We start from the raw sequence: 22,138 nt of genomic DNA on the forward strand, positions 1-22,138 counted from the left end.
GTAGACGTGGCTTTCGTCGTCTCTGGGGGTCCGTTCGGACGCCAAGAACCCCGGGGCATGTCACATACGTGTCACACGCTCCCGGGGTCCGGATCAGGCGGCCATCCCTGCCAGCGCGGCGGTTCGCCGGGCATCGAGCACGTCGGCCACCTCGTCGAGGCGGTCCGGGAACAGGTGCCCGTAGATGTTGAGCGTCATCGCGGCGTCGGAGTGCCCGAGCATCTGCTGAATGACCTTCACGTCGGCGCCGGCCGCGATCGCGAGGGACGCGGCGGTGTGCCGCAGCTTGTGCGGCGTCAGCCCGGCGACCTTGAGCGCGGCAGCTTCCACCGCCGGGTTGAACTCCCGGGTCCGCCAGTTGTGCGAACGCAGAGAACCACCTCTCGCGGTCGTGAAGACGAGCGCGTCATCCGGCCGGCCGCCGATCACCCGGCGCAGCTCAGGCACCAGCGACGCCGGGATGGAGACCGTCCGCCGCTTGCCGTTCTTGGGCAGGCCCTCGTGCTGCACTCCCCCGACTTCGAAGAACGTCGAGACCACGCGGATGCGCCGCTTGGCGAGGTCAACCCGTCCGACGCGCAGCGCGGCAGCTTCGCCCCACCGCAGGCCCGTGTACGCGAGGAGGAGGATCAGCGCCTTGTTCGCTTCAGCCGAAGCCGTCGGCCGGTCGTACTTGGTGCGCAGCTTCCCGGACGCCTCCGCGAGCGTTTCAACCTGTTCGTACGTCAGGTAGACGTGCTCGGCCTCCGGCCGGATCGGCAGCGTTACCCCGCGAGCCGGGTTGCTCAGGATGCGGGTCGGGACGCACCACTCCAGCACCATCGCGAGCACCCGGTAGGCGTGGCGAGCCTGGGACGGCCCCAACCCGCTACCGCCGTCGCTCTTCGACCGGATCAGCTCGGATACCCACAGTGCGATGTCCTCGCGTCCGACGGCGGTCAACGGCAGGTCGCCCCACCTCACCAACACGTGGTTGTCGAGCAAGCCACGGTACTTCCACCACGTCGACTTCTTGAGGTCGTGCCGGGTGGTGAGCCACTTCTCGGCCATCTCCCCCACCGTCACCTTCGCGTGGTCCGGGTCGATGTACGTTCCGGCTGCCAGGGACGCGGTCAGCTCGGCTTGCCGCTCCTCAGCCTTGGCCTTGTTCGGTGCGACCTCCGAGCGAAGCTTTCCCGCGCGGTCGTAGTAGCGGACGAGCCACCGTGCGGGCGGGGTGCGTCCCTTCGCCTTGGCTGTCTTGACCGAGTCGGCGAACCCCTTGGTCTTGCTGCGGTCGTACACCCACACACGCGCCATCAGCAGGCCGCCTGTCCGTCGATCCAAGTGTCGACATCGGACGGCCGGTAGCGGACATACTTGCCGACCCGGAACCCGGCAGGGCCCTTCCCGGTCTTACGCCACTGGTACAGCGTGTTGACAGGGACTTGGAGGTAGGCGGACAGGTCTTCGATGCTGAGCAGGCGGTCATTCATGACGGTTTTCCTTGCTGTACTTGTGTTTGCGATCGTCTCGGATGCGTTCGGCGATGCCGGCGGCGAGTTCGCGTTCGGCGTCGTCGCGGTAACCGGCGCCGTCGAAAGCCCAGTCGTTGACCACGGCGATCGAGTCGGCGCGGTTGTCGAGGCCGAGGCGTTCGAGCGTTTCGGCGAGCCGGAAGGCCCGGCGATCGCCGCGGATCGCCTTGAACGTCGTGGAGTACGCGAGGGACTTCGTCAGGAAGTGGCCCCGGAACGCGAGCATGTGCGCCCAGCGGCGGAGCTTCAGGTCCTCGAACGCGGGCAGGTCGCCCAAGTCCCAGGCGGTCTGGATGATGCGGCGGTGGTGCGGCGTGACCTTCAGGTGGTCGATGTCGAGCTGAGAGCGGATCGGCCGGTCGGCGGCTTCGCTCTTGCCAGTGCCCTTGGTGGCGTACTTGGCGATGTAGGCGGCGAGCCGGGCTTCGGAGATCTGGCCGGTCTCGTCCTCCAGCTCAGCGGAGCCGGCGGGTTCGATGCGGCGGACGTCGACCTGCGTGCCCCACGTCAGCGCCAGCTCAGTGCCGTCCGGGTAGGCGGTGCGCACGAGCACTGCCTCAGCGGCGGCGTAGACGGCGTCCTCGAGCAAATCCGGGTGTGCCCACCGGGGAGCCGGGGACGTCGCGCCGTCGGGGCCGTCGAGGCGGACGACGGCGTGGAAGTGCACGAGCCCGCGCCGCTGGTATTCCGCGACCTTGCCGTAGGAGAGCCGGGCCTGTTCGGTGAACTCGCGGGCCTTGAGCCCGGCCCGTTTGGCGATCTCCCGCCGCAGCCGCATGGTGAAGCGCTGCCACAGCACGCCGGCGTGGGCCTGCCACAGCACCGACCCGACGTAGTCGTAGGTCTCCGGGTCGAGCGGGGCACCGAGGCGGGTGTCGTCGTCGTGGTGGTACTCCCCGCAGCCGCACGGCCGGCGCTTGCCATTGCGGGTGATGTGCGCCGCGTGGACGGGGCCGAAGGACGGGGCGGTGAGGGTGACGAACGCGCGCGGCCGGTCGTTCACGGATTCCGGGATGCCCTTGTGGCCGCCGATGAGTCCGGCGCGGATGAGGTGGAAGGCGTCGGCGGCGTAGCGGTCGGAGCAGGCCGGGCAGACCCCGGAGCGGCGGTTGCCGCAGGGGGCGAAGATGTCGCCGCCGTGGTGATGCAGCACGGCACCGGTGGCGGCGTCCTGGAGCTGGTGAGCGCCGGAGAGGCGGATGGGGCGGGCGCAGCCGTTGACGGCGCGGACCTTGTCTCGCCAGTCGTGGTAGTCGCGAGCCTGCACGCGGGCGGCGAGGCGGTCGTCCAACGTCAGCATGTCGGAGCCTTTCGGTGGGCGGGCATGAAAACGGCGCGGGAGCCGGGTTGGTGGCCGGGCTCCCGCGCCGTGGCGGGGCGTCGTGCGGGTCAGGCGGTGGTCAGCTCACGTAGGATCTGCGCGGCCATCGGTTCCGGAACGCGGACGACGCGGCGGATCTCCTCAATCGTCAGCTCCCGCCCCTCATTGCGGGCGGACTCAGCAGCGGTCTTGATCCGGCTGGTCAGCTCGGCCGGCAGCTTGAGCCGAGGACCGGCGGGAGCAGGCTGCCGGAGCGGTTCGGGCTGCACGTCGGTGCGGGCGGCCGTCGCGGTGACCGGCTCCGGGCTCGGATCGGACGCGGGGGTCGTCACCGGGGCGCGGCGCATGAGGAGCTTGACGACCACGAGGAACCCGAGTGCCGGCATCGCGGCGACGAGCCACCCGGCCGGTGTGGGTTCGGCGAGCGCGACCTGCGCGGCCATCTGCACCCCGAACCCGGCCACCAGCACTGCCACCGGGAACGTGAGCTTGCGTGTACCGCCCGCACGGTGGTCGCGTTGGATCTCGAATCCGGCGACCAGGACGATGCCCTCGATCACCACGGCGTCGGCCCAGGCGATCCAGCCGAGCTGTCCGTGGTGGACGGCCCAGTCGTGGGTGTGGGTGAACCCGGCCGCCGCGCCGATGGAGCCGAGGACCACGGCGACCAGGGTTCGGATGGTGTCCACCAGCCGACGAGTCCGGTTCGTACTGTCCGCAGTGGACATGATGTCTCCTTTCAGGTCAGTGTTCGCCGCGCCACCGGGCGGCGTAGTGGCGGTAGTGGTCGGCTTCCTGCTCCAGGAGCCGGACGACGGTGTCGGCCAGCTCGGCCAACTGCGGGTTCCGGTAGCCCGGGTTCTCCTGGTCGCTGGCGGGGATGGCGAGTTCCGCCGTGTAGTACTCGTACAGCAGCCGGTCGATGTGTCCGAAGTAGTGAATTCCGCTCACGGCAATGCCTTTCAGGTCAGGGGCGTGAGGTTGGACCAGCGCTGGAGCATGTCCCGGCCGCGTCGGGTCAGCCGCAGCGGCAGCACGGGTTTGCGGACGACGCCGTGCAGACAGGAGACCGTCTCGCGGGCGGGGCTGCGTTCGACGTAGCCGATGGACACCAGGTGCATGACGACGTCATCCTCTTGCGCTGCCCGGCAGTGCCCGTCACCGTCGAGGATCATCACGCGGTCGGTGTCGTCCAGCAGCCCGAACTTTCCGTCTCGGACGTCGGCGAGCACGTCTTTGGCGACCAGCGGGTTGCCGGGTGTACCGAGCGGCTTGCGACGTCCCCGGGCGGGAGGACAGGCCCGGCCGGCGGTCGGTGCGGGGGCCGGGGCGGGTGTGCCGAACAGGCCGAGTTGTCCGGGGTCGCGGCGGGGGCTCATCGGATGCGCTCCCGTCCGATGTCGCCGAACTCGCGGTTGCGGAACTCGGTGATCCCGAGCACCAGGCCGAGCCCGACGCAGCCGAACACCGCCGTCACGATCCAGAACAGCGCGGACCATCCCTGCACGTGGTGGATCAGGTAGAGCACGAGCGCGGCCGGGACGCCGTATTTGGCGTAAATCCAGGCCCGCCATACGTAGAAACCGAGACGCCACATGGTCAGTCCTCTTTGTCGGGTCGGTGGTTCGGGCAGAAGACGTGCTGTTCCGAGGTGCACACCCATCCCGGTTCGCTGCGCAGGTACTCACGCAGTTCGTCCCAGGACCGGTAAAGCCCGGGCGGTGGGAGGTCCGGCTTGTCGGCGCAGGTGACGCAGTGCGCGGACCACACCACGTCGACCCGGATCACCTCAGCGTCGGCGAGACCACTACGGGCCAGCCAGCGTTGCGCCTGGTTCTCACTCGCGCAGACCCGCTTCACGTCGTCCATGGCGGTGCCGATCAAGTCGTATCCGTGCGAGATCACGAACCACGCCGGCCCCGGTAGGGCTACCGGGTAGTTGACCGTGGGCATCACGCCACCACCGACAGCCCGGGGGCCGGGCGGCCGGAGCGGATGAACGCGATCAGCTCGTCGATCTCGCGGTCGTCGACGTAGGCGGCCCGGACGCGCTGCGGGACGCGGGTGCGCTGCCGGATGACGTAGCCGATGCCGGCGGTGTCTGCCACGTTCGGGATCTCGTCGGCGAGCGCGCCGCGTAGTCGGGCCCCGTCTCCGAGGACCATGTCCACGTGCGACTGCGCGGTCACCCGCAAGCACACCCGAGTCGGGAACAGTTCCCGGACCGGAACCACGTCCTTGGCGGGTTCCTGCACCAACGCGGTCATGAAGTGCCCCGTGGCGCGGCCCTGGGAGCCGACGATCGCGAGCAGCTTGCGCAGGTTGCGGGCGATGGTGCCGTCGCCGTAGGCCAGCAACGCGCCGATTTCGTCGATGATCAGCAGGTTGAGCGGGGTCGCCTGCGAGACCTCGATCTTGCGGCGGCCGGTGCCGGCGAAGGACTGCTGCACGGTGCGCAGGTCCGCGACGTAGTCCTCCACCAGCTCCGCGCACGCTTGCTCGGTGTCGGCGTAGCGGTAGGCGACGTCGGCGTCCCCGAGCTTGCGGAACTCCAGTTGCTTGGGGTCGCAGATCCACAGCCGGACCAGGCCGTCGCGGATCAGCGGTGCCAGCGCCCGCAGCTCGGAGAGCACGATTGAGTTCTTGCCCGCGCCGGTCGCGCCCGCGACGAACAGGTGATCGCGGATCCGCAGCCGCCAGTCGGTGCCGTACTCGGTTTCGCCGACGTAGATGTCGTCGATGTCGACCGCGTCGACCGTCTCGGGCATCTCCGGGGCCGGGATGGTCTCGGTGAACGGCTCCGAGCGTTCGATGATCAGGGCGACGTAGCCGGGCTTCGGGTGCTCGAACGCGATGCGCTGCACCCGGAGGGTGTCGGCGAGCCGTTCGAGGTTCTCCTCGATCGAGCGGCGAGCCTGCCCGCGCGCCAGGGCGAGGGTGACCACGTCGACCGACGGGGAGTAGGACCGCAGCCGGGTGATCCGGGGGAACAGGTCCTCGCCGGTCTTGCGGTCGGTGACGTACATGTCGCAGGCCCGCAGCGCCCGGGTGAAGCGCGGCCCGAAGTACACCGACCAGCGGCGACGCCAGGCCCGAAGCCGCGGGGCGGCGTAGTGGTCGAAGGTGTCCGGGTGCGCCCGGTACCAGCACGTCAGCGCGCCGGCCGTTCCGCCCGCGATCCCACCGGTGGCGGTCCAGCCCAGCTCGAGCCCGGAGCCGAGCACGGCGCCCGGGGCGAGGGTCGCGCCGGGGTGGCGGACGAGCCACTTGAGCGCCTTGACTTCGGTCCCGACCTTGCGGGACGACTTGGGGGTGTTCATGGCTTGGTGGTCCTCTCGAACAGCACAAGACCGGCCCCGCGTCCCGTGGTGGGAGCTGGGGCCGGTCTCGTGCGAAACGGATCATGTGCGGTTGATCAGGGCTTGATGGCGGTCCGGGCGTCGGTCAGCTCGGTGGTGAGCGTGCCCATCGCGCGGGCCATGCGGTCGTGCGCGGCCTTGAAGCCGTTCTTGTGCAGCGGCATCCCGCGCATCGACTCCTTGAGCTGGGTGAGCGTGGAACCGAGGTCGTCGACGACCCGGTCGACCTGGTGTGCCATGTCAGAACCTCCAGTCTCGCGAGATCAGCTCGGCTTCGTGCTTCTTGCCGAGGATGCGCAGTCGGTCCAGTTCGTCGAACGCTTTCGTCCGCAGCGCCTTGAGTTCGTCTTTCGTGGCGATGGTCCAGGAGTCGGCCATCGCGCCCTCGTCGTACTTGTCGATCAGCTTGTCGACCTCGCCGAGGACTTCGGCGACCATGTCCATGTTGGACACGAACGTCGCGTAGCGCTGCTGCGCCCGCCGGTTGAGTGCCGCGATCTGCATTGCCGCTTACCCTTCGCGTGTCGTGGCGACCAGCTCGGCCGCCGACGTGAGGTCCGCTGCCAGGAACCGCACCGCGTTCCCGACCGCGACCTTGATCTCCCGATCCGGACTGGTGGCCACGAACGCGCGGTATGCCTCGTTCGCCGCCGTGATGATCGCCAGGATTTCCGGCATGTCAGCCTCCGTTCCGGATCACGTGCTGCGCGTGCTTCAGGCCCTCACAGAACCCGGCCTGCCAGCCCAGGTCTTCGGTCGGTTCCGTCATCGCGGCGGCCCGTTCCCGTTCCAGCCGGGCCGCGAGCATGCGGATCACCACACCGACCTTCACCGGGCGGCTCACCGTCCGGCCTTCCACGCCAGCGCCAGCCCCGAGACCAGCGCGAGAACCCCGAGCACCGGGACCGCCCACATCAGCAGCCCCACCAGTACCGCCCAAAACACGTACGTCACTGCCTTCTCCTCCTCACATTTGGCACTGGCTGCCGCACACGGTGCACGTGGCAATCCGTGTCGGTGACAGCCAGAAACTCGCCGAACAGACGTGGTTGGTCTCAGGAACACCGCTTCGGACCGTGCGGGTCGTACGACGACAACCCACCCCGAACCGCGTTCATTGCGCCACCCATTCGCCTACTCCTTCCGCTCGAAACTCCGTGGTAGAACCCCAGGACTCCCGGACGACGTGTCCGGCCGGGAATCGAGGCGCGCCACCACAAACAGCGCGGTTTTAGGCATGGATCGGCCCACTCTGTATTTGTCAAAGAACACGAAGTGCCCTCGCCCGACTCGAAACGGGCAGCCAACCTATTTGGGAAGGGCTCCAGGGTGGTGATGACGCAACGGCCGGGGAGGTCGCCGCGCGAACCGGTCACCCACCGGTCATTCGGCCGGCATCAGGCGGCGCGCTGCGCAGCACCCGACCCGGCGGGCTTGAGACCCATCGCCTTGAACCACAGACCCGAGCCGGTGATCCGGCCGTCATCCCCCGTCGTCTGCCACGTGTTCAACACCGGGTCGATCAGCTCCACGTAGGTGCCCTCGTCGAACCCCTCCCCCGGGTCCGTCGCGAGCGTCACCTTGATCTCCTCGCCCTTGCCCGGCCGACGTCCCTCCACCGGACGCGGCTTCGCGAACAGCATCACCACGAACGCGGGCACGCCGTCCCGGTCCGTCGCGGGCTGCAGCTCCCCCTTGACCTCGCGCATCTTCATCGTCGGGGCCTCCGTGACCATGAACCGGTAGCCCGAGCTGACGAACGGGATGTCCTGCATGTCCAACCTCCTGGTCAACCGCTCGGTGTAGACCCCCTAAACACCGGAAGCGCGTTGTCATCAATCGTCGTTGAGGGGGTCTAAACACGAAGGTACGCCGCCCTCGCCAGAGGTGTCAAGGGGGTCTAAACTCTCGGTGCATGGAGGCCGAGAGCGAGTTCGAAAGCGTCCGCAACGACCCGGACCCGATCCGTCGTGGACAGCGGGCGTCGTCGCTGCTCGTGGTCTACCAGCAGCGGGCGACGGAACTCGCTCGCCTGCGCAAGGAGGCCATAGAGGAGGCCCACCGGCTGCGCGGCATGAGCTACACCGAAATCGCCGCCGCCCTCGGGATCACGAAGGGCCGCGTGACACAGATCCGGTCGACAGCGCCTGGACCCGAACGCGCGTTCTTCGGCGTCGGTCCGGTCGCCATTGGCGTGCCCTGGCGCTATCAGACCACGGACCGAGAACGGCCACTCATCGCTGCCGAAGACGCGCAGACCGGCGAACAGCTCGAACGCCTCGTCGAAGGCTTGTCGCTGGCGACCACGCGCTTCCAGATCGAGCCGGACCGCGAAGCACTGCCGGACGGCGACGCGGTCGTCGTCTGCGGCCCGAAGTCGGCACCCGTCGCGGCGAACCTGATGGAACGCGACCCGGTGCTGAGCATGATCAAGGACGCGGGCCGCTGGTGGATCGAGCACGAGCAGACCGGCGAGCGCTACCGCTCCCCCGCCGATGACCAGCCCAGCGAGTCGACCGACATCGCCTACGTCGCGCGGCACCGGATCGACGGTCGAACCGTCCTGCACATCGCCGGTATTCACGGAATCGGCTCGCTCGGCGCGACGCACTACCTGACCGGCCACCTCGCCGAGCTGTTCAGCGACATGCGTGAGAACGAGTGTTCCCTGATCGTGCGAGCGAGCTACGACGGGCTCACGATCACCGGGAGCGAACTCGCCGCCGGCCCATTCCGGTGGTGAGTCGGGTGCAGGTGACTACCGCGCAGCTCCCTGGCATCGATGCCAGCGACGACAAGATCTTCGTGGTGCCGAACGCCGTCATCGTCCTGGATGGCGCGTCGGCATTTCGACCGATCCCAGTGCCGGCATCGGTCTACGCCGACGACCTCGGACACCGGATAGCCCGCGGCTTGACGGACCACCCGGACGCCGACCTTCGCGAGGTGGTCCGCAGCGCGATCGAAGGCACCACGCATCGGCTCGAACTCGAACCCGGGAACTCGCCATCGAGCACCGTCACAATCCTTCGCCAGCGAGGGGACGAAGTCGACGTATTCGCCCTCGGAGACAGCGTCGCGGTCTTGCCTGCCGGCGTCGTGACAGATCAGCGGATCGACGCTCTCGACCTCGAACCGAGGCATTCCTACCGTCAGCGGCTCGCGGCCGGACACGGGTACGACCAGACCCACCGAGACCTGCTGCGCGAGCTTCAGACACAGCAGGTTGCTCACCGGAACCGCGAAGGCGGCTACTGGATCGCAGAGGCCAATCCGGACGCGGCTGCTCATGCCGTCCTGCAAACTGTCCCCGCCGACGACGTCCCGTGGGCGGTGCTAGCCACCGACGGCGCCTACGACGTCATGGCGCACCTCGGACTTGACGACTGGCCGAAGGTGTCCCATTCGGACGATGCCCAGCTCGCCGCCATCCTGGAGCAGTGCCAGTCCTGGGAGGACGAAGCCGACCCCAACGCCGTCGCACTCCCCCGGGCCAAGCGGCACGACGACAAGGCCATCGCGGCGGTCGAGCTCCGCCCGTAGTCCGGGATGGACGTTGTGTTCAGAGTTTCTTTTCTTGTTCAAGGCGGCCCCTTCGGGGCCGCGCCGCTATCGGCCGGCACGCGCGGGGCCCGCCTCCGGCACCCACGCGACCGGCCGGCGGCTGCACCGAAGGCCGCAGCTCAAGAAGAAGAGAATGTCCTCGCCGGACGGGCAGGTCTCCGAGATGGCCGGGCCGAGCGCGGCGGTTGCGTCCGTGTGTGGCCAAACGTCATCTCGTCGACCTCCCGGAGGGCTATCACGCCGCGTCAAGGGGGCGGCCGAGCAGGCAAGCGGCGGTCGGACAGATCGTGCCCCCTTGACGCGGCGTGATCGGGCTGCGCCAGGTCGACGAGATGCCGAAAGACCACCCACTAAGAAGTGATATTCACTGGCATTCTTAGACAAAGATAGCCAAGGGAATAACCTGAATATAATGTCCTCCAATGTGAGCTTCAGGCAACTCTATTTCGACACCGTGAATTGGCATATCTTCTCTCATTTGCTTCAACATTGGCACAACGATACTATTTGCAAATGCTCCCATTCCACCCCTACGGACAACCGAATTAGAAGCATTCTCCCTGACATCCACTGCGGTAACTTTACCGATCATGGAGAATCGGCCACCCACAAGCGCGGCCGCCACCTCCGAGGTAAAGTACTCGCGATTCGCAGTTACCAGTCCAGAGAATCCAGACTGTCGAAATATCAAGTCAACCATCGGCGAAGACAAGAGGTCGCGCTCCAATATCTCAATTGTACGCATGATCCCTTCCTGCTCTTCGATACGCTTCAGGATCTCTTCGCGCGCCGCATCGACTTGATGCAATTCGTCAGCTCGTCCCTGCTGAGAGCCAGATCGGCGCTGATTGCGCTTAACTTCCGGGAGGGCCGCGAGCGCCTTCTTTGCATCCTCCTCGGCGAACGGGTACACGTTCTTCATGAAGTCGATCAGCAGGCGCAGCGGCGTAGCCTCGAACTGACCCGCAACCTCCACGATGTCACCGGAAACTACGTCGACTATCGAGCCACCCTCCGGTATCTCACGCACAAGATCGTCCGCGTGCAAACGAGATCGCAGACGATTGAAAAGTGATGCGGATGTGTGTTCACGAATGAACTTGCTTTCAGTACTTTGATCACCACCCGATTCTCGGGAGTACTTACCATTAACAGAAAGATTCAACCCCAGTAGGGACGCAAGGCTCGGAAGTTTGACTGTGCCGGACGCCTCGCCGGTCGATTTTTTAGACTGCGCTTGCTTTTCAGCAATTTCGCTGTGGTAACTCACCCCATCTTCGAGCGCAGCCAAGAAACTAACCAACATCGGAGTATCGAGGTAGACAGGGTGCGCAAGTTCAAACGGTGTACTTCTCGACTGCTTGGCTGACCCCACGACCACTCCTCACCTAGATGACCTTGATCGTCCATAGTCGTCGCGACAACTTCTCGCGTTACACTCGTTCGCCCTATTTGCTAGGAGCCGTCAGCGTCCGACGGAGGCCGCAAATAGCCACCACGTTTGGCCGTGCTCCTAGGCCATCTTGTTATCATTTTTACATGACTATTTGGACTCCAGCGGGAGCGGATCTCGGTCATGGGGAGCCCCCTCCTCCGGACCCAAGAATGATCAACTTCGCAGGCTTGAACGGGGCGGCGCACTCGGGGTACCACGAGCTACGCAGGCAGGCATCGACGTGGCCTAGGACCGATTCGACACCCCAAGGTGCCGCAGAGCTACTCGCAGCAAGTCGAGACCTCTACACCCAGGGCTACTACGCCTACACTCTGTTCGCCGTCGGAGGGACATGGTCCATCTTCGCCGTGGAAGTGGCTCTGCGGTCCCGCTTGAAAGCGAGCACAAAGATTCCGTTCGTCGACCTCGTCAAGGCTGCCGAGCGCCAGGGATTGCTGCCGAAGCCCGCCTGGGATGGCGACCGCCTCGATGCCGGCCGTCTGCTACGCAACAAGACAGTGCACGGAGCAGGCCAAGAGCTGTGGACGCCAGCCATGGCACGTACTGTGATCGAAAGCTCTCACCACGCCGTCTCGGCCCTCTTTCCAGACCAGTAGCGTCGCTGGCCAGAAATTCGTGTCACATACATGCCACACGGCACCACCAAACAGCGACCAACAACCACCGACAGTGCCCAGGTTTCCGCAGGTCAGCCGTGGTCGTGGGGTACGCAAACGACGTCAGATCGTCTGTCGATTAGGGCAAGGGGTCGCAGGTTCAAATCCTGTCAGCCCGACCAGATGATTGAAGTTTGAACCCCGTCCCACCGCTGGTGGGGCGGGGTTCTTGCTATCCACGGGCAGCTCGCCGGTTGGACGCTCTACGCCCCAGAGGCGGGCCAACAGGCTTAGCTCGTCTTCGGCGCTGTCGCCGTCACTCAGCGGCGTCCGCTGGCGGTAGTAGGTCGGCTGCGCCGGGACGTCGGTTGGCTCGCCGTAGACGATCTCAGCGGCTTCCCGGTCAAGGTCGAGCCGCGCCTCAGCGGTCAGCAACTCGCGGTACCCAGACCGCAACTCACAGCCAACGACGTCCGGACCGAACACCCACAGCTTCTCGAACAGCATGTTGATGAACATCAGCCGTAGCGCCTGGGGTGCTTCCTGGAAGACGCGCTGCGGGTCCACGAGCAAGCTGCACGCTTCTTCCAGTCGCTCCGTTACGGCCTCCAGGTCAACCGTCAGCCGAGCTATCGACTGCTCGGCCGCCTTGATCGCTCCGGCCGTCTGGTCTTGCTCAGCCTTGAAGTCGTCGAGGCTCAAGGCTTCGGCGAAATAAGCCTCTTTGTTCTTCTTAGCGCGTTGCCGCAAGCTCTGAATCTGCGAATGGAACTCAGCAATCTTTGCTTCGTTGTCGGCGTAGTGCCCTTGGAAGTTCGCCAAGATAGACCGCTTAATTTCCTCAAGGCGCGGCTTCATAACGCGCACATTCCGGTTCAGATACTCACCAACGTGCGCCTCAACATCGGCAACCGCCACATACGGCTGATCGCACGAGTCCGTGTCCTGCTGCCGCCCCAGACAGTAAAAGTATGGGTAGGTGACACCGTAGCGGTTTTTCGGTGCCGAGATACCCAGACGCCGGCCGCACTGCGCACAATGCAGCGCACCCTTAAGGGCGTGCGGCGCTTTTCGCCGCTTGTCCTTGTTTAGGTTGCGAGCGGTCAGCACGGCTTGCACGACGTCAAAGGTGTGTTCGTCGATCAGCGCTTCGTGACCACCCTCGTACATCACACCACCGTATACGAGCACGCCGATGTAGTACGGATTCCGCAAAATGCGATGCATGTGTTGCGTCTGTATCGGCCGCTCAGGAAGGCTCTTTGTCTCCGGCATACGCAAGCCCATAGCATTACATTCATCAGTCAGGCTGCCCAGCGTGTATTCACCGGTGGCATACAACTCGAATGCTCGACGAATAATTGGACCCATCACGTCGTCAATGACGACAAGGCCAATGTCTTTACCCTTGCGCTTGTCGCGGATATTCAGATAGCCAAGCGGAGCCTTACCAGGAGTGCCGCCAATCTCCACTTTCTTGCGCAGACCCTTACGAGCTTCTTCACTCAAGTTACCCGAATAGAACTCCGCAATACTGGCCATGATGCCATGGACCAGCTTGCCGCCGGGCGTTTCATCAATGTTCTCAGTACACGACACAAGCTTGACGCCCAGTTTGGCGAGTACCATATTGATCTGCACGTCATCTTCACGATTCCGCGCCAAGCGGTCGAGCTTATGTACGATGACGTAGCGGACCTCGCGGTGCTCGCTCAAGTAAGCCAGCAGCTTTTTCAGCTCAGGGCGGTTAGCCGTTCGCGCACTCTTGCCCCGGTCCACAAACTCTTGAACGATCTTACTGCTCAGATCGTCGGCTTTTCGGTGTGCCGCTTCCCGCTGCGCTTGAATCGAGAAGCCGTCATCGTCATAACTCGTGTTCGCTTGCTCCGATGTCGAAACGCGGTAGTAGGCAACCGCCCACGACAGTTCGTCAGGGTCCAGGTGGTCAAGTTCAGGCGGTAACTGGGCCGCCTTCATGACCCGCCGGTTAAGGCTGTTCTTCTCCATAAATCCCTCCCTTCGTGGCGAGTTTCGCGCCACTTGCTTCTAGCTCAAAGTTGATCGCATCCCGGTCGGCTCCATGTCGGGCTAGCCGTTCCGGGTCAACGGTAATCACGTAAGCCACATCTTTAAGCGACCGTAGTTCTTCCAGCATCAGCCGAAGCTCCGGACGCTTGGCGATTGCTCCTGTGCCGCCGTGCTCTACATACTCACGGATGACCTGCACACCGAGCTCATCAGCAATGGCCTGACACTCCTGACGCTGCCGCTCAATCATGGCTTGTTCAAGCGCCGGACCGTCGCCGTGCCCCAGATACCGAGCACGCAAGAACATCACCGCGTACGGCTGAGTACTTTTTGTGTTCACTTCTAACAGATCAGCTCTAGGCAACATTGGAACACTCCTGCGGTAATTCCGCCACTAGCCCCACCCGTCGAAACAAGCTGATCGTCGGCATATCGTTACCGATGAATCCTTCATTCGTCAGGCGTATTTGCATCGCTTCTTCGGACACATTGAACATGCCGGCCAGGGCAGTGACGTCCTGGAAGCCGTTACCCCACGCATTCTTCAAAAGATTTGCTGGCATCAGGAAGTGTGCCGCGAAGTGGTCACAGATACGCTCAATCTGCCGGTCCCGCATCTCAGTGTTGCCGTAACCAAGTTTGCCATACACCGTGTCGACATACGGAAAGTCCAACCAGTGCTTGATCTCGTGGGCGAGGGTAAACTGGCGATGCCAGTGGTTACGGTTCCGGTTAATAGCGATAAAGTAGTCACCGTTCTTAAGTCGTGTGGTTAGGCCGCTAGCGTCGCCCTTGGCTATGTCTCGAATCTCGTGCGCCGCCAGGCCCTTAACGACCACATTTGGCGTTCGCAACATCCACGTCAGATCAGCGTCAGGGCGGGTGATACCAAGCAGCTTCCGCAGCCGTCGAGCTTGCACCTCCGCAACGGTCATCGCTTGCGCATTGGTGAGTGACCGCTTTGGCATCAGCTTCCGCAGTTGCAGCAGCAGATCAGTCGGTACTTCTGTGTCATATGGTTTGTTCACTGTCTTTCACCTCCTTACGTCCATATCGTTCTTCTATGAGCCGAGCAGCCTCCTGCGCCTCAGCCTCACTCAAGTTATATTTGCTGCGCAGCACAACCGTCATCGACGGCAATACTTCACTGGGTTTCACGCCGACAAGCGCGAGTACCTCGGTGGGGTCAGCTTCTAACACTCCCGCAATCCGCAGCAGTATTTCGATTGACGGGCGGCTTTTTTCGCCGCTTTCCAATCGGACAATGTAGCCGTGGTCAACACGGGCAAGTCTTGCCAACTCTCTCACGCTCAGGTCGGCACCCTGGCGTTTCACTTTAAGGTACTCCGCCAATGCTCCAATACTTTCTTTTGTCACTACTCACCTCCTTTCAAACACGAGTATAGCATCAAGCGGTGTCTACGGACACCGTAGAAAATGCAACGTTGTTACCAGGTCATCATTCCACCTCTTTTGCAAGCCACTCTAAAGCGTCTCCGTAAAGCACAACCGCAAACAGTTCGATGGCAGGTCCGGGCAGGGAATCCAGCAGCCGAAGCGTGCTCTCATATCGCCGCTGGTGCGGCACGGTGATAAGCACGCGGGGTATGGCTCCATACGGCCCAGCCGTTCCACGTCGGACGAAATCCAGATATGCACGCAGCTTTCGCCCGAGCGTTGGCACGCTCTCTGTTGCCCGGTCTAGTTCGAGCCAAAATACCCGTTTACCAGCGCTACCCTCAAGAGCAATGAAGGCGTCGGGTTTTAGCAGTCCGCCGCGCCCATCCGGCCACCAGGCTGCCGGTTCAGTTACGAATTGGGCGAGCCTCAGACGCTTATCGCGGTCCGCTTCAGTCAATTGCACGTACAGTTCCGAGATACCAAGGACATGCGCCATAAACCGCTCGCCAGGAACAGCCACGCGACGCTGCTTTTTCGTGCTAGAATCGTCGCTAAGCCGCCCTTGCAGCAGCCGCTTACCCGCAATACCAACCGCGTAAACAGCCACGCTCGACCCTCGCTTGTCGCCACCAATACGGCGCGGTAATTGCTCCAAAACACGCCACGAAACGAGTCGGGAAAGGGCACGAGAGCGGGAACTAATACGAGAACGGCCGGAAAGATGCGAGAAAAACAGCCGGTCGAGCTGTGAGCCAGTAGCGAGATGCAGCCGGTTGACCTCGCCCAAAATTTTCCAGTCCCGCTCCGAGAGCTTGCCTTCGAGCTGGTCCACGTAGCCAGCCCGCACCCGTTTGGGCCTCGGTGCCGCCGTCATGAGATACCCCTTAGCAGGGGCCTATCTTTCGTTGTTGCTAACTGCCCGTCTTCCCTGGTCAGACCCCTTGCGACCAAGCGGGCGAGGTCAACGTCGAGGTCAACAGCCGGCCAGGTCATTGCTGACCTCCGTCAGACGGTATTTCGCCGAATCGAGTAGAGCGCTTTTCAGTGAACGGACGAGAACGAGCAAGTATGTTCGCCTCAACGTCAGCCCGTGGCTTGCCGTAACGGCTTGCATTACTTTCACGGAGGCGCTCAGGGACGACCGTAGCCGCTGGCAATTCGAGCGTTGTTCCCGTCATCGGTGAGCGGGTTTGCCCGTCGATACACAGCCGAGCTGCTATTTCGTACCGTGCGAGGTGCATCAGATCATCGGCCGTAAGAGCAGGTGCTACGCGCTTGGCGACGAGCTGCGCATCCTCATAGTCTAGCTGAAAGAACACCTGCGTACGTGTCGTACCGAGGACGGCCGCCCGTACCGCCTCCGGCAACTGCTTCACGTATTGGTGCGCCAGCGTCAGCGACAAGCCCAACCCTCGGGCCTGTGCCAGCATATCCGGCACATCGTCGGCAATCCTCACGATATTTTGGAACTCATCGAGATATGCGCCGACCATATGGCGCTGTTCAGTCGGAATACTGGCACGGCTCAAGGTCGCTTGCCACAGTGCACCGGTAATCAGCGAGCCGATCAGCGCCGCCGCCTCGGGGCCAATTTGTCCCTCCGACAGTGGCACCAGAAGGACTTTTCGCTTGGCGAAGATGTCCATCAGATCAACCCCGCGACCCTGCCCAAGAATCAGCCGCAAACTGGTACGGTGCGTGAAACTCCGTAATTTGTTCAGGACCGGACCGATCATATTTAGTTGTTCAGCAGGTGAGCGCTGGTCGTACTCCTGCCAGTACTGCCGCCAGCGGTCATGTTGCTTGGGGTGGTTAGCAACGTAGCGCCGCAGACTGGCGTTCGTCAGCAGCTCCGGCACTTCCGTGAGGGTGAACGGCTCACCGTTAGGCGCGAGCACGGAAACCAGGCTGAGCAACGCAGCACGTAGCAGGTCGTCAGTTCGCGGCCCCCAGAACTCGCGGTAGATATCCTTCAGTACATGGGTAATCGTCTCAGCGGCCAGCTCCCGGCGGTGTTCTCCGCCAGCGACCGATAGCGGATTAAAACCGACGGGGTTACTCGTGTCGCTGGCATCCATGATGATGAGGTCGTCCCGGCGGTTTTCAGGAAAGCGAGCAAGTATCTCTGTGACTAAATCGGCTTTCGGGTCAAGCACAACACAGCCGCGGCCGGCCGAAATATCTTGTAACGCCATATTGGCGAGCAGCGTTGATTTACCGGTGCCGTTTGGCCCGAGCACGTAGGTGTGCATACGTCGGTCAAGCGGCTTAACCACCAGGGGCTTGGACGTGCCCGGATAGGCACTCATGCCAAAGACAGTGCCGTTTTGTGGCATGTTGACCGCCGGGGGCAGCTGACGGCTACCGCTTCGATGTACGCCAGGTAACACCGCACCGTCAAGCGGGAAGGCCACCAGGCCGGCCGCCTCCAGGGTGTTAAACATCGTCGGATAGGCAAACAGGGGCAGCGCCCGACGGTTCACACGCTTTTGCACGAGCCAGTTCGGGACGATGCGCCATAACAGGTGAGCACCCGGCGTTTCCAGCACCCTGATCGCCGCCACGACACGGTGCACGCTGGCGTAGGCATGGTCAGTGTCACCACTAGCGACAATTCGGCCGACAGCGGCAAGCATCGGTGCGCGCTGCTTCTGGCGTATGTCGCGGATGGCGTCACGGTCAGCCGGTTCACTGCTAGCCAACCAGCGGTAAGGGTCGGAACCGCTACTAGCAACCGCCGAACTGCGCACGCCAGCAAACAACCACTGCATCCGAACATGAGCACCGTAGGGCATCGGTTGCATAGCGGCTAAGACACCGTTAGCGGCAGTGGCGGCCCGGCTGTCACCAAGCGGTATTTGGTTGTTGGTCAGCCGTAGCTCGACGCCAGCAGTGAAGTCCACCGGCTCCGCGTCGTCTACCTTCTCAATCCGCACACCCGGCAGGGACGAGCGCAGGGAAGCCAACAGGGCCGGTTCGCGGTTCTCCGGCACCAGTACCGTGTGCGTGATACCGCTATGCGTGGCTTCGACCTCAAGACCAATCGGCCACGTCGGCAGTATCGAGAAGCGCGGCGGAATGGTCTGCGCGCCGACTTGTGACAACCATGCCGCCACGTCTTTAGTCGTCAGATCGGTCGGCAAGCTGAGCCTGTAGAAGACCAGCGACTTACGCCAGGCTTCCGCTTCGGCAAGTGACGCACATATGACAAAGCCGCCCAGAAACAGGGCGGCAACCAGGAGCGCTAGCAACATCAGCACTGCTCATCTCCCGGTTTGCTGTCATCGTCAAGTTCACGCGGCGGACGTTCCGCCTTGAGCTTCTCGTCGTGGAGGTAGTAGGCGTAGGCCATTATGAACCGCTTCCATGCTTCCTCGTCGAACGGCCGTGGCTTGGCGATTATCACCAGCTTTCGCTTCTTCTTGGGCATAACAAACTCCCTTACCGCGACCATGCCGGCCGCGGTGCTATCTGTTGATACTCAGGCAAGAAACGGGGCGGGGTTCGTGGACACGTCAAGTCGCACGCTTCCACCCATTCGTTGCACCCTTACTTTTTCTTATGCCTGAGCTTGACGCCGGGTGCAAGCCGTAGAAATTACAACTACCGCCAGAACCGGCGGAGTATCACCATGCCGAGCACCGCCGCAGCCCCGAACCCGATAATCCAAGCCGAGAGCATCATGGCGATGTCAGCCAGAGCGTGCCCAAAGAAGGCCACGAACACGATCACGGCACAGACCTTGATCAGCGTGGCCTTCCCACTGGGCGGTGGCTTCATCACGACGGCTGGTAGTCCTCGTGGTCCTCCGGACCCTCGAAGACGTCCGTCTTCATGAACTTCTCCCGCTGACGGGCCTGTTCACGTTCCAGCCGGTCCAGCAGCTTGGTGACGTCCTGGATAAGGCCGTCCTGGATGAAGACCGTCAAGGCGCTGGATTCCTCCAGGCGCTCGAGTCGCTCGGTGACGTCACCGACCAGCTTGGCGAAGCGACGCAACCGCACTTCGGTCACCCGGTCGTCGTCCTCCGGGTGGGTCGTACTCGTGGTCAACGCTTGTTCCTTCCTGTCTTCCTGTAGCCCATCGCTTGACGGGCGCACTTGAGCCACTGCCACGCCCGGCCGGCGAGGAAAGCCCCGCAGGTCAGAGCGATGGTCAGCGTGGTGTTCACCATCTGGTGTCCTTGTGATCGACATCGGTAGGCGGCCAAACGGGGCCGTCCTGGCGGCGCTGCCGGATGAACTGGTCCATGTGGTCTTCGGCGGCATTGGCCACGTCGGCGATACGGGCCTGAACCCGCATCGCTTCCATCTGGGCCAGTACGCCCCGGTCAGGCGGCTTGCGCCCGAACCAACCCTTGTCGTGGGCGTAGCAGCCGCCGAGGACGGCCAGGGCCACGAACAGCGCCCCGGCCGCCAGCAGCGCACTCACAGCCAGGGCCGCTGGCCGTAACGCTGAATCTCGTTCATGCCGAGGTCAGCCACCAACCGCCGGATACGGGCGTATTCGTCGGCGACCATCGGGTCATCGGCGGCAGCTCGTGCTTCGTGCCGCCGCAGACGGTCGAGCGACGTCATCAAACCGTCCGCCAAGGCCGTCGTGTTCTGAATGACGGTGGCGCTCTCGACGGCCTTGGCCTGTTCGGCGAGCACGGCGTGGTTCGCATGCCGGACAATGGCGCGTCCCTGCCGGTCGAGGTTGACCAGCGGGTTGGACTGCCACTGCTGCATTTCGTTCATCTTCGTAACCTTCTTTCGTGCATAGAGAAATAGCGCCACGGGCAGAAGCCAGGGCGCATAAAGCAATCGGATGTAGGCATAGCGCTAGCACACTGTGGAGTTGAGAAACAGCGGAGTTGCTCTCACGGCGGGTGACTTCTCCGCCGGACGTGATCAACGCTAGGCCGTCGCAAGTAGGCCGTCTAGCGCTGTCAATCAGCCAGACGGGTTTTTAGACCGGTCTGACGATCACTCAAACCTGTCAGTGCAGGTCAGACGGCATTTGCGGTGCAAAATCAGACCGCTCAGCAGACCGTTCAAGATCTCACGGCATCATTGCTACTAAGCAGTCGGTCAGCAATCGTTCACCCCATCGGGGCATGCTTAACATAAAGCTTACGCAGGGATTCCTTACCGATTTGGATTAGACCATTCTCACGTAGGGTCACCGTTCGGTAACAGCTGCCGGTGCACGACTACCCAACTTACGGGACCGTAGGTTAGATACCCTGGAACGTCACCGACCTGCGTGTTTAGCGAAGAGGATCTTGAGTGGTGGAGCCAGCTACGCCCCAGGAGCACTACCAGAAGCAGCTTCAGTCCCAGTACGGAACGCTGGGCACGCGGGAAGGACTATGGCGGTCCAACCTGCAAGCATTTTTCTCGGATAAGCTTCCAGACTTGCGCGACCTGTTCAGGATTCCTCCAGCATGGGGTGACGATAAAATCCGCCGGCATGTCCGTACTGAGATGTGGGCACTTAGAGACGAAATCCCTCATCCAGAAACCGCCGCCGAGAAGAAGCTTCGTCCAGATAACTTGGACGAGTTCAATCGCGTGTTTGACGGCACGTTCAATTTGACACCGACATTCGATAACACTAAAGCGGTTGAAGAGCGATGGAAAGCTTTGCCGCTGAGCGTGTCAGAAGGCAAACGCTATAAAGCTATCTTCGTCAGTGAGCTTGCCCAGCTGACGCTTGCCGCCGGTTTTATCCCCAAGGTAGAGCTAGAAATAACGGCTGAAAGTGAGCCGGAGGTCCCTGACCCAGCTGAAGTAGAAAAAGAGTTGCCAACCAAAGATCTGGATACGCCTACGGAAGTCGTCCCGGAAGAGAAGGAAACCCCAGAGCCAAAGCGCAAGAAAAGCGTAACTATCCCCATGCCGGCCGTCTACGCAATTTGTGCGGTCGTGGCTATTGTACTCGGAGGCGGGGCGGCTTTCCTCTACCTTAGTCAGATGGGTAACAACGAGACGCCGCAAGGCACCGATCAAGATCTGATCTTCGACGACCTCGGCGCAAGCTTCAACACAATCAAGGTCTTCCCCGGAACGTCTTGGTCGGACACTGACCAGCGTTATAACGCGATGTATACCAATGGTGAAACCGCCCGCGCCACCTGCAAGCATGAAGGAAGGATGGCGCACACGGATACAGCCAAGGGTGAACCCGACAGGAGTAGTAACCACTGGTTCAAGATCGTGCCTTCACCCGGCAACCAGGCTGAGTATGCCCGGGCTATCTACACCAAGAACGGCGATGAGCTGTGGGCTAAGCTGCCCGACTGCACACAGTAAAGCTACACACCATCTATATAGCGATTACTTGCGAGGCCGCCTAGCTTATCGAGAAGATCTCTCATGGTTTCTTCCAACATACCACGATTGTCGGCGGCATCGTGGTCTACGTTGCCACCTTCAAAACGAATAAGTGTGCCACTGGCTCCCTCAGCCTCCGATGTGGCCCAGAACGTCAATTTGTGGGCGTCGCTGTACTCTGACGGGCTGTCTAGGAACTCTTGGCTTAGCATTGCTGGCGGCTCAATGCGAATCACCCCGGAATCCCACGGTTCACCACCTAATACGGTGGCACGAAACGGGTTCTCACGCTGAGGAAACGGCTTAACTTCAAAACTTTCCCAACCGGCCATATCTAAATCTCACTCTTACATAATCCGCCATAATAACACACCTTGCCTGGCGGCTTCTGTAATCTGCCCAGTAGTTCATACTGTTTTAATAGTTCCGTGCCATACTGAGATAAGGGAAGGCACGGGGTTTCCTGCTGCGCGTCCGTGAACACACCGGACGAAGCACAACCACCGCAGCCAAAAGACAAGCTAAGGAGTTGGCGGGGCCGGGGGGCGGGGGGCGGGGGGGGGCGGGGGGGGGGGGGGG

At 62.8% G+C, this 22,138-nt stretch carries 31 protein-coding genes; 4 read left to right on the forward strand and 27 right to left on the reverse strand.

The window, feature by feature from the left end; translation table 11 throughout:
• Positions 1 to 93: 93 nt before the first annotated feature.
• The 14 genes from ACIRSS_RS46405 to ACIRSS_RS46470 form a co-directional block, all read right to left on the reverse strand.
• Positions 94 to 1,299 (reverse strand): tyrosine-type recombinase/integrase, encoded by a 1,206-nt coding sequence (locus tag ACIRSS_RS46405; RefSeq protein WP_400907691.1) that lies wholly within the window; start codon positions 1,297 to 1,299, stop codon positions 94 to 96.
• The gene (locus tag ACIRSS_RS46410) at positions 1,299 to 1,475 is read right to left on the reverse strand and encodes an AlpA family transcriptional regulator (protein ID WP_081655686.1); all 177 of its coding nucleotides are present in this window, start codon (positions 1,473 to 1,475) and stop codon (positions 1,299 to 1,301) included. Before ACIRSS_RS46410 ends, ACIRSS_RS46405 begins: the two co-directional genes overlap by 1 nt.
• Complete coding sequence (locus tag ACIRSS_RS46415) at positions 1,468 to 2,817, reverse strand: replication initiator (RefSeq protein ID WP_400907694.1); 1,350 nt, start codon at positions 2,815 to 2,817, stop codon at positions 1,468 to 1,470. The genes ACIRSS_RS46410 and ACIRSS_RS46415 overlap by 8 nt, the downstream gene beginning before the upstream one ends.
• 89 nt (positions 2,818 to 2,906) lie before the next feature.
• Positions 2,907 to 3,566, reverse strand: a complete 660-nt coding sequence (locus tag ACIRSS_RS46420) for a DUF2637 domain-containing protein (protein ID WP_400907697.1) — start codon at positions 3,564 to 3,566, stop codon at positions 2,907 to 2,909.
• A 16-nt stretch (positions 3,567 to 3,582) separates the two neighbouring features.
• On the reverse strand, positions 3,583 to 3,789 hold the full coding sequence (locus ACIRSS_RS46425; RefSeq protein ID WP_400907700.1) for a hypothetical protein: 207 nt from the start codon (positions 3,787 to 3,789) through the stop codon (positions 3,583 to 3,585).
• Between the two features lie 11 nt (positions 3,790 to 3,800).
• Positions 3,801 to 4,217: a hypothetical protein gene (locus tag ACIRSS_RS46430; RefSeq protein WP_400907702.1), complete on the reverse strand. Its 417-nt coding sequence runs from the start codon at positions 4,215 to 4,217 to the stop codon at positions 3,801 to 3,803.
• Positions 4,214 to 4,435: a hypothetical protein gene (locus ACIRSS_RS46435; RefSeq protein ID WP_400907703.1), complete on the reverse strand. Its 222-nt coding sequence runs from the start codon at positions 4,433 to 4,435 to the stop codon at positions 4,214 to 4,216. Before ACIRSS_RS46435 ends, ACIRSS_RS46430 begins: the two co-directional genes overlap by 4 nt.
• 2 nt (positions 4,436 to 4,437) lie before the next feature.
• Positions 4,438 to 4,791, reverse strand: coding sequence for a hypothetical protein (locus ACIRSS_RS46440; RefSeq protein ID WP_400907706.1), 354 nt, complete (start codon positions 4,789 to 4,791; stop codon positions 4,438 to 4,440).
• On the reverse strand, positions 4,791 to 6,158 hold the full coding sequence (locus ACIRSS_RS46445; RefSeq protein WP_400907708.1) for an FtsK/SpoIIIE domain-containing protein: 1,368 nt from the start codon (positions 6,156 to 6,158) through the stop codon (positions 4,791 to 4,793). Before ACIRSS_RS46445 ends, ACIRSS_RS46440 begins: the two co-directional genes overlap by 1 nt.
• Before the next feature lie 95 nt (positions 6,159 to 6,253).
• Positions 6,254 to 6,436, reverse strand: a complete 183-nt coding sequence (locus tag ACIRSS_RS46450) for a hypothetical protein (protein ID WP_329054961.1) — start codon at positions 6,434 to 6,436, stop codon at positions 6,254 to 6,256.
• 1 nt (position 6,437) lies between these two features.
• The gene (locus ACIRSS_RS46455) at positions 6,438 to 6,701 is read right to left on the reverse strand and encodes a hypothetical protein (protein WP_400907711.1); all 264 of its coding nucleotides are present in this window, start codon (positions 6,699 to 6,701) and stop codon (positions 6,438 to 6,440) included.
• 6 nt (positions 6,702 to 6,707) lie between these two features.
• A complete protein-coding gene (locus ACIRSS_RS46460; RefSeq protein ID WP_400907714.1) occupies positions 6,708 to 6,875 on the reverse strand; it encodes a hypothetical protein in 168 nt (55 codons plus the stop codon).
• 1 nt (position 6,876) lies between these two features.
• Positions 6,877 to 7,014: a hypothetical protein gene (locus ACIRSS_RS46465; RefSeq protein ID WP_400907717.1), complete on the reverse strand. Its 138-nt coding sequence runs from the start codon at positions 7,012 to 7,014 to the stop codon at positions 6,877 to 6,879.
• A gap of 580 nt (positions 7,015 to 7,594) precedes the next feature.
• A complete protein-coding gene (locus tag ACIRSS_RS46470) occupies positions 7,595 to 7,972 on the reverse strand; it encodes a hypothetical protein (RefSeq protein ID WP_400907720.1) in 378 nt (125 codons plus the stop codon).
• Positions 7,973 to 8,112: 140 nt separating this feature from the next.
• Between ACIRSS_RS46470 and ACIRSS_RS46475 the strand changes: the two genes are divergently transcribed.
• The gene (locus tag ACIRSS_RS46475) at positions 8,113 to 8,940 is read left to right on the forward strand and encodes a hypothetical protein (RefSeq protein WP_400907722.1); all 828 of its coding nucleotides are present in this window, start codon (positions 8,113 to 8,115) and stop codon (positions 8,938 to 8,940) included.
• 5 nt (positions 8,941 to 8,945) lie between these two features.
• Positions 8,946 to 9,740: a hypothetical protein gene (locus ACIRSS_RS46480; protein WP_400907725.1), complete on the forward strand. Its 795-nt coding sequence runs from the start codon at positions 8,946 to 8,948 to the stop codon at positions 9,738 to 9,740.
• A gap of 397 nt (positions 9,741 to 10,137) precedes the next feature.
• On the opposite strand, the gene ACIRSS_RS46485 is transcribed toward ACIRSS_RS46480, so the two are convergent.
• Positions 10,138 to 11,136: a hypothetical protein gene (locus ACIRSS_RS46485; RefSeq protein WP_400907728.1), complete on the reverse strand. Its 999-nt coding sequence runs from the start codon at positions 11,134 to 11,136 to the stop codon at positions 10,138 to 10,140.
• A gap of 230 nt (positions 11,137 to 11,366) precedes the next feature.
• On the opposite strand from ACIRSS_RS46485, the gene ACIRSS_RS46490 reads away from it, so the two are divergent.
• Positions 11,367 to 11,813, forward strand: a complete 447-nt coding sequence (locus ACIRSS_RS46490; RefSeq protein ID WP_400907731.1) for a hypothetical protein — start codon at positions 11,367 to 11,369, stop codon at positions 11,811 to 11,813.
• Positions 11,814 to 11,936: 123 nt separating this feature from the next.
• On the opposite strand, the gene ACIRSS_RS46495 is transcribed toward ACIRSS_RS46490, so the two are convergent.
• The 11 genes from ACIRSS_RS46495 to ACIRSS_RS46545 form a co-directional block, all read right to left on the reverse strand.
• Complete coding sequence (locus ACIRSS_RS46495; RefSeq protein ID WP_400907734.1) at positions 11,937 to 13,820, reverse strand: recombinase family protein; 1,884 nt, start codon at positions 13,818 to 13,820, stop codon at positions 11,937 to 11,939.
• Positions 13,801 to 14,208 carry a recombinase family protein gene (locus ACIRSS_RS46500; protein ID WP_400907737.1) on the reverse strand — a complete coding sequence of 136 codons (408 nt, stop codon included), beginning with the start codon at positions 14,206 to 14,208 and terminating at the stop codon, positions 13,801 to 13,803. Before ACIRSS_RS46500 ends, ACIRSS_RS46495 begins: the two co-directional genes overlap by 20 nt.
• Positions 14,198 to 14,869, reverse strand: coding sequence for an ImmA/IrrE family metallo-endopeptidase (locus ACIRSS_RS46505; RefSeq protein ID WP_400907739.1), 672 nt, complete (start codon positions 14,867 to 14,869; stop codon positions 14,198 to 14,200). The genes ACIRSS_RS46500 and ACIRSS_RS46505 overlap by 11 nt, the downstream gene beginning before the upstream one ends.
• Positions 14,853 to 15,218 (reverse strand): helix-turn-helix domain-containing protein, encoded by a 366-nt coding sequence (locus tag ACIRSS_RS46510; RefSeq protein ID WP_400907742.1) that lies wholly within the window; start codon positions 15,216 to 15,218, stop codon positions 14,853 to 14,855. The genes ACIRSS_RS46505 and ACIRSS_RS46510 overlap by 17 nt, the downstream gene beginning before the upstream one ends.
• Before the next feature lie 82 nt (positions 15,219 to 15,300).
• Positions 15,301 to 16,074 carry a replication-relaxation family protein gene (locus ACIRSS_RS46515; RefSeq protein ID WP_400907745.1) on the reverse strand — a complete coding sequence of 258 codons (774 nt, stop codon included), beginning with the start codon at positions 16,072 to 16,074 and terminating at the stop codon, positions 15,301 to 15,303.
• Positions 16,075 to 16,231: 157 nt separating this feature from the next.
• Complete coding sequence (locus ACIRSS_RS46520) at positions 16,232 to 18,496, reverse strand: TraM recognition domain-containing protein (protein WP_400907825.1); 2,265 nt, start codon at positions 18,494 to 18,496, stop codon at positions 16,232 to 16,234.
• Positions 18,496 to 18,672 (reverse strand): hypothetical protein, encoded by a 177-nt coding sequence (locus ACIRSS_RS46525; RefSeq protein WP_400907747.1) that lies wholly within the window; start codon positions 18,670 to 18,672, stop codon positions 18,496 to 18,498. The genes ACIRSS_RS46520 and ACIRSS_RS46525 overlap by 1 nt, the downstream gene beginning before the upstream one ends.
• 173 nt (positions 18,673 to 18,845) lie before the next feature.
• Positions 18,846 to 18,974 (reverse strand): hypothetical protein, encoded by a 129-nt coding sequence (locus ACIRSS_RS46530; protein ID WP_400907750.1) that lies wholly within the window; start codon positions 18,972 to 18,974, stop codon positions 18,846 to 18,848.
• Positions 18,975 to 19,021: 47 nt separating this feature from the next.
• Positions 19,022 to 19,294, reverse strand: coding sequence for a hypothetical protein (locus ACIRSS_RS46535; RefSeq protein ID WP_400907753.1), 273 nt, complete (start codon positions 19,292 to 19,294; stop codon positions 19,022 to 19,024).
• A gap of 115 nt (positions 19,295 to 19,409) precedes the next feature.
• On the reverse strand, positions 19,410 to 19,673 hold the full coding sequence (locus ACIRSS_RS46540; protein ID WP_400907756.1) for a hypothetical protein: 264 nt from the start codon (positions 19,671 to 19,673) through the stop codon (positions 19,410 to 19,412).
• Positions 19,670 to 19,981, reverse strand: coding sequence for a hypothetical protein (locus ACIRSS_RS46545; RefSeq protein WP_400907758.1), 312 nt, complete (start codon positions 19,979 to 19,981; stop codon positions 19,670 to 19,672). The genes ACIRSS_RS46540 and ACIRSS_RS46545 overlap by 4 nt, the downstream gene beginning before the upstream one ends.
• Before the next feature lie 660 nt (positions 19,982 to 20,641).
• Between ACIRSS_RS46545 and ACIRSS_RS46550 the strand changes: the two genes are divergently transcribed.
• Positions 20,642 to 21,538: a hypothetical protein gene (locus ACIRSS_RS46550; RefSeq protein WP_400907760.1), complete on the forward strand. Its 897-nt coding sequence runs from the start codon at positions 20,642 to 20,644 to the stop codon at positions 21,536 to 21,538.
• Between the two features lie 2 nt (positions 21,539 to 21,540).
• On the opposite strand, the gene ACIRSS_RS46555 is transcribed toward ACIRSS_RS46550, so the two are convergent.
• On the reverse strand, positions 21,541 to 21,891 hold the full coding sequence (locus tag ACIRSS_RS46555; protein WP_400907763.1) for a hypothetical protein: 351 nt from the start codon (positions 21,889 to 21,891) through the stop codon (positions 21,541 to 21,543).
• Positions 21,892 to 22,138 lie beyond the last annotated feature (247 nt).

Source organism: Amycolatopsis sp. NPDC101161 (assembly GCF_044768185.1).
Classification (GTDB): domain Bacteria; phylum Actinomycetota; class Actinomycetes; order Mycobacteriales; family Pseudonocardiaceae; genus Amycolatopsis.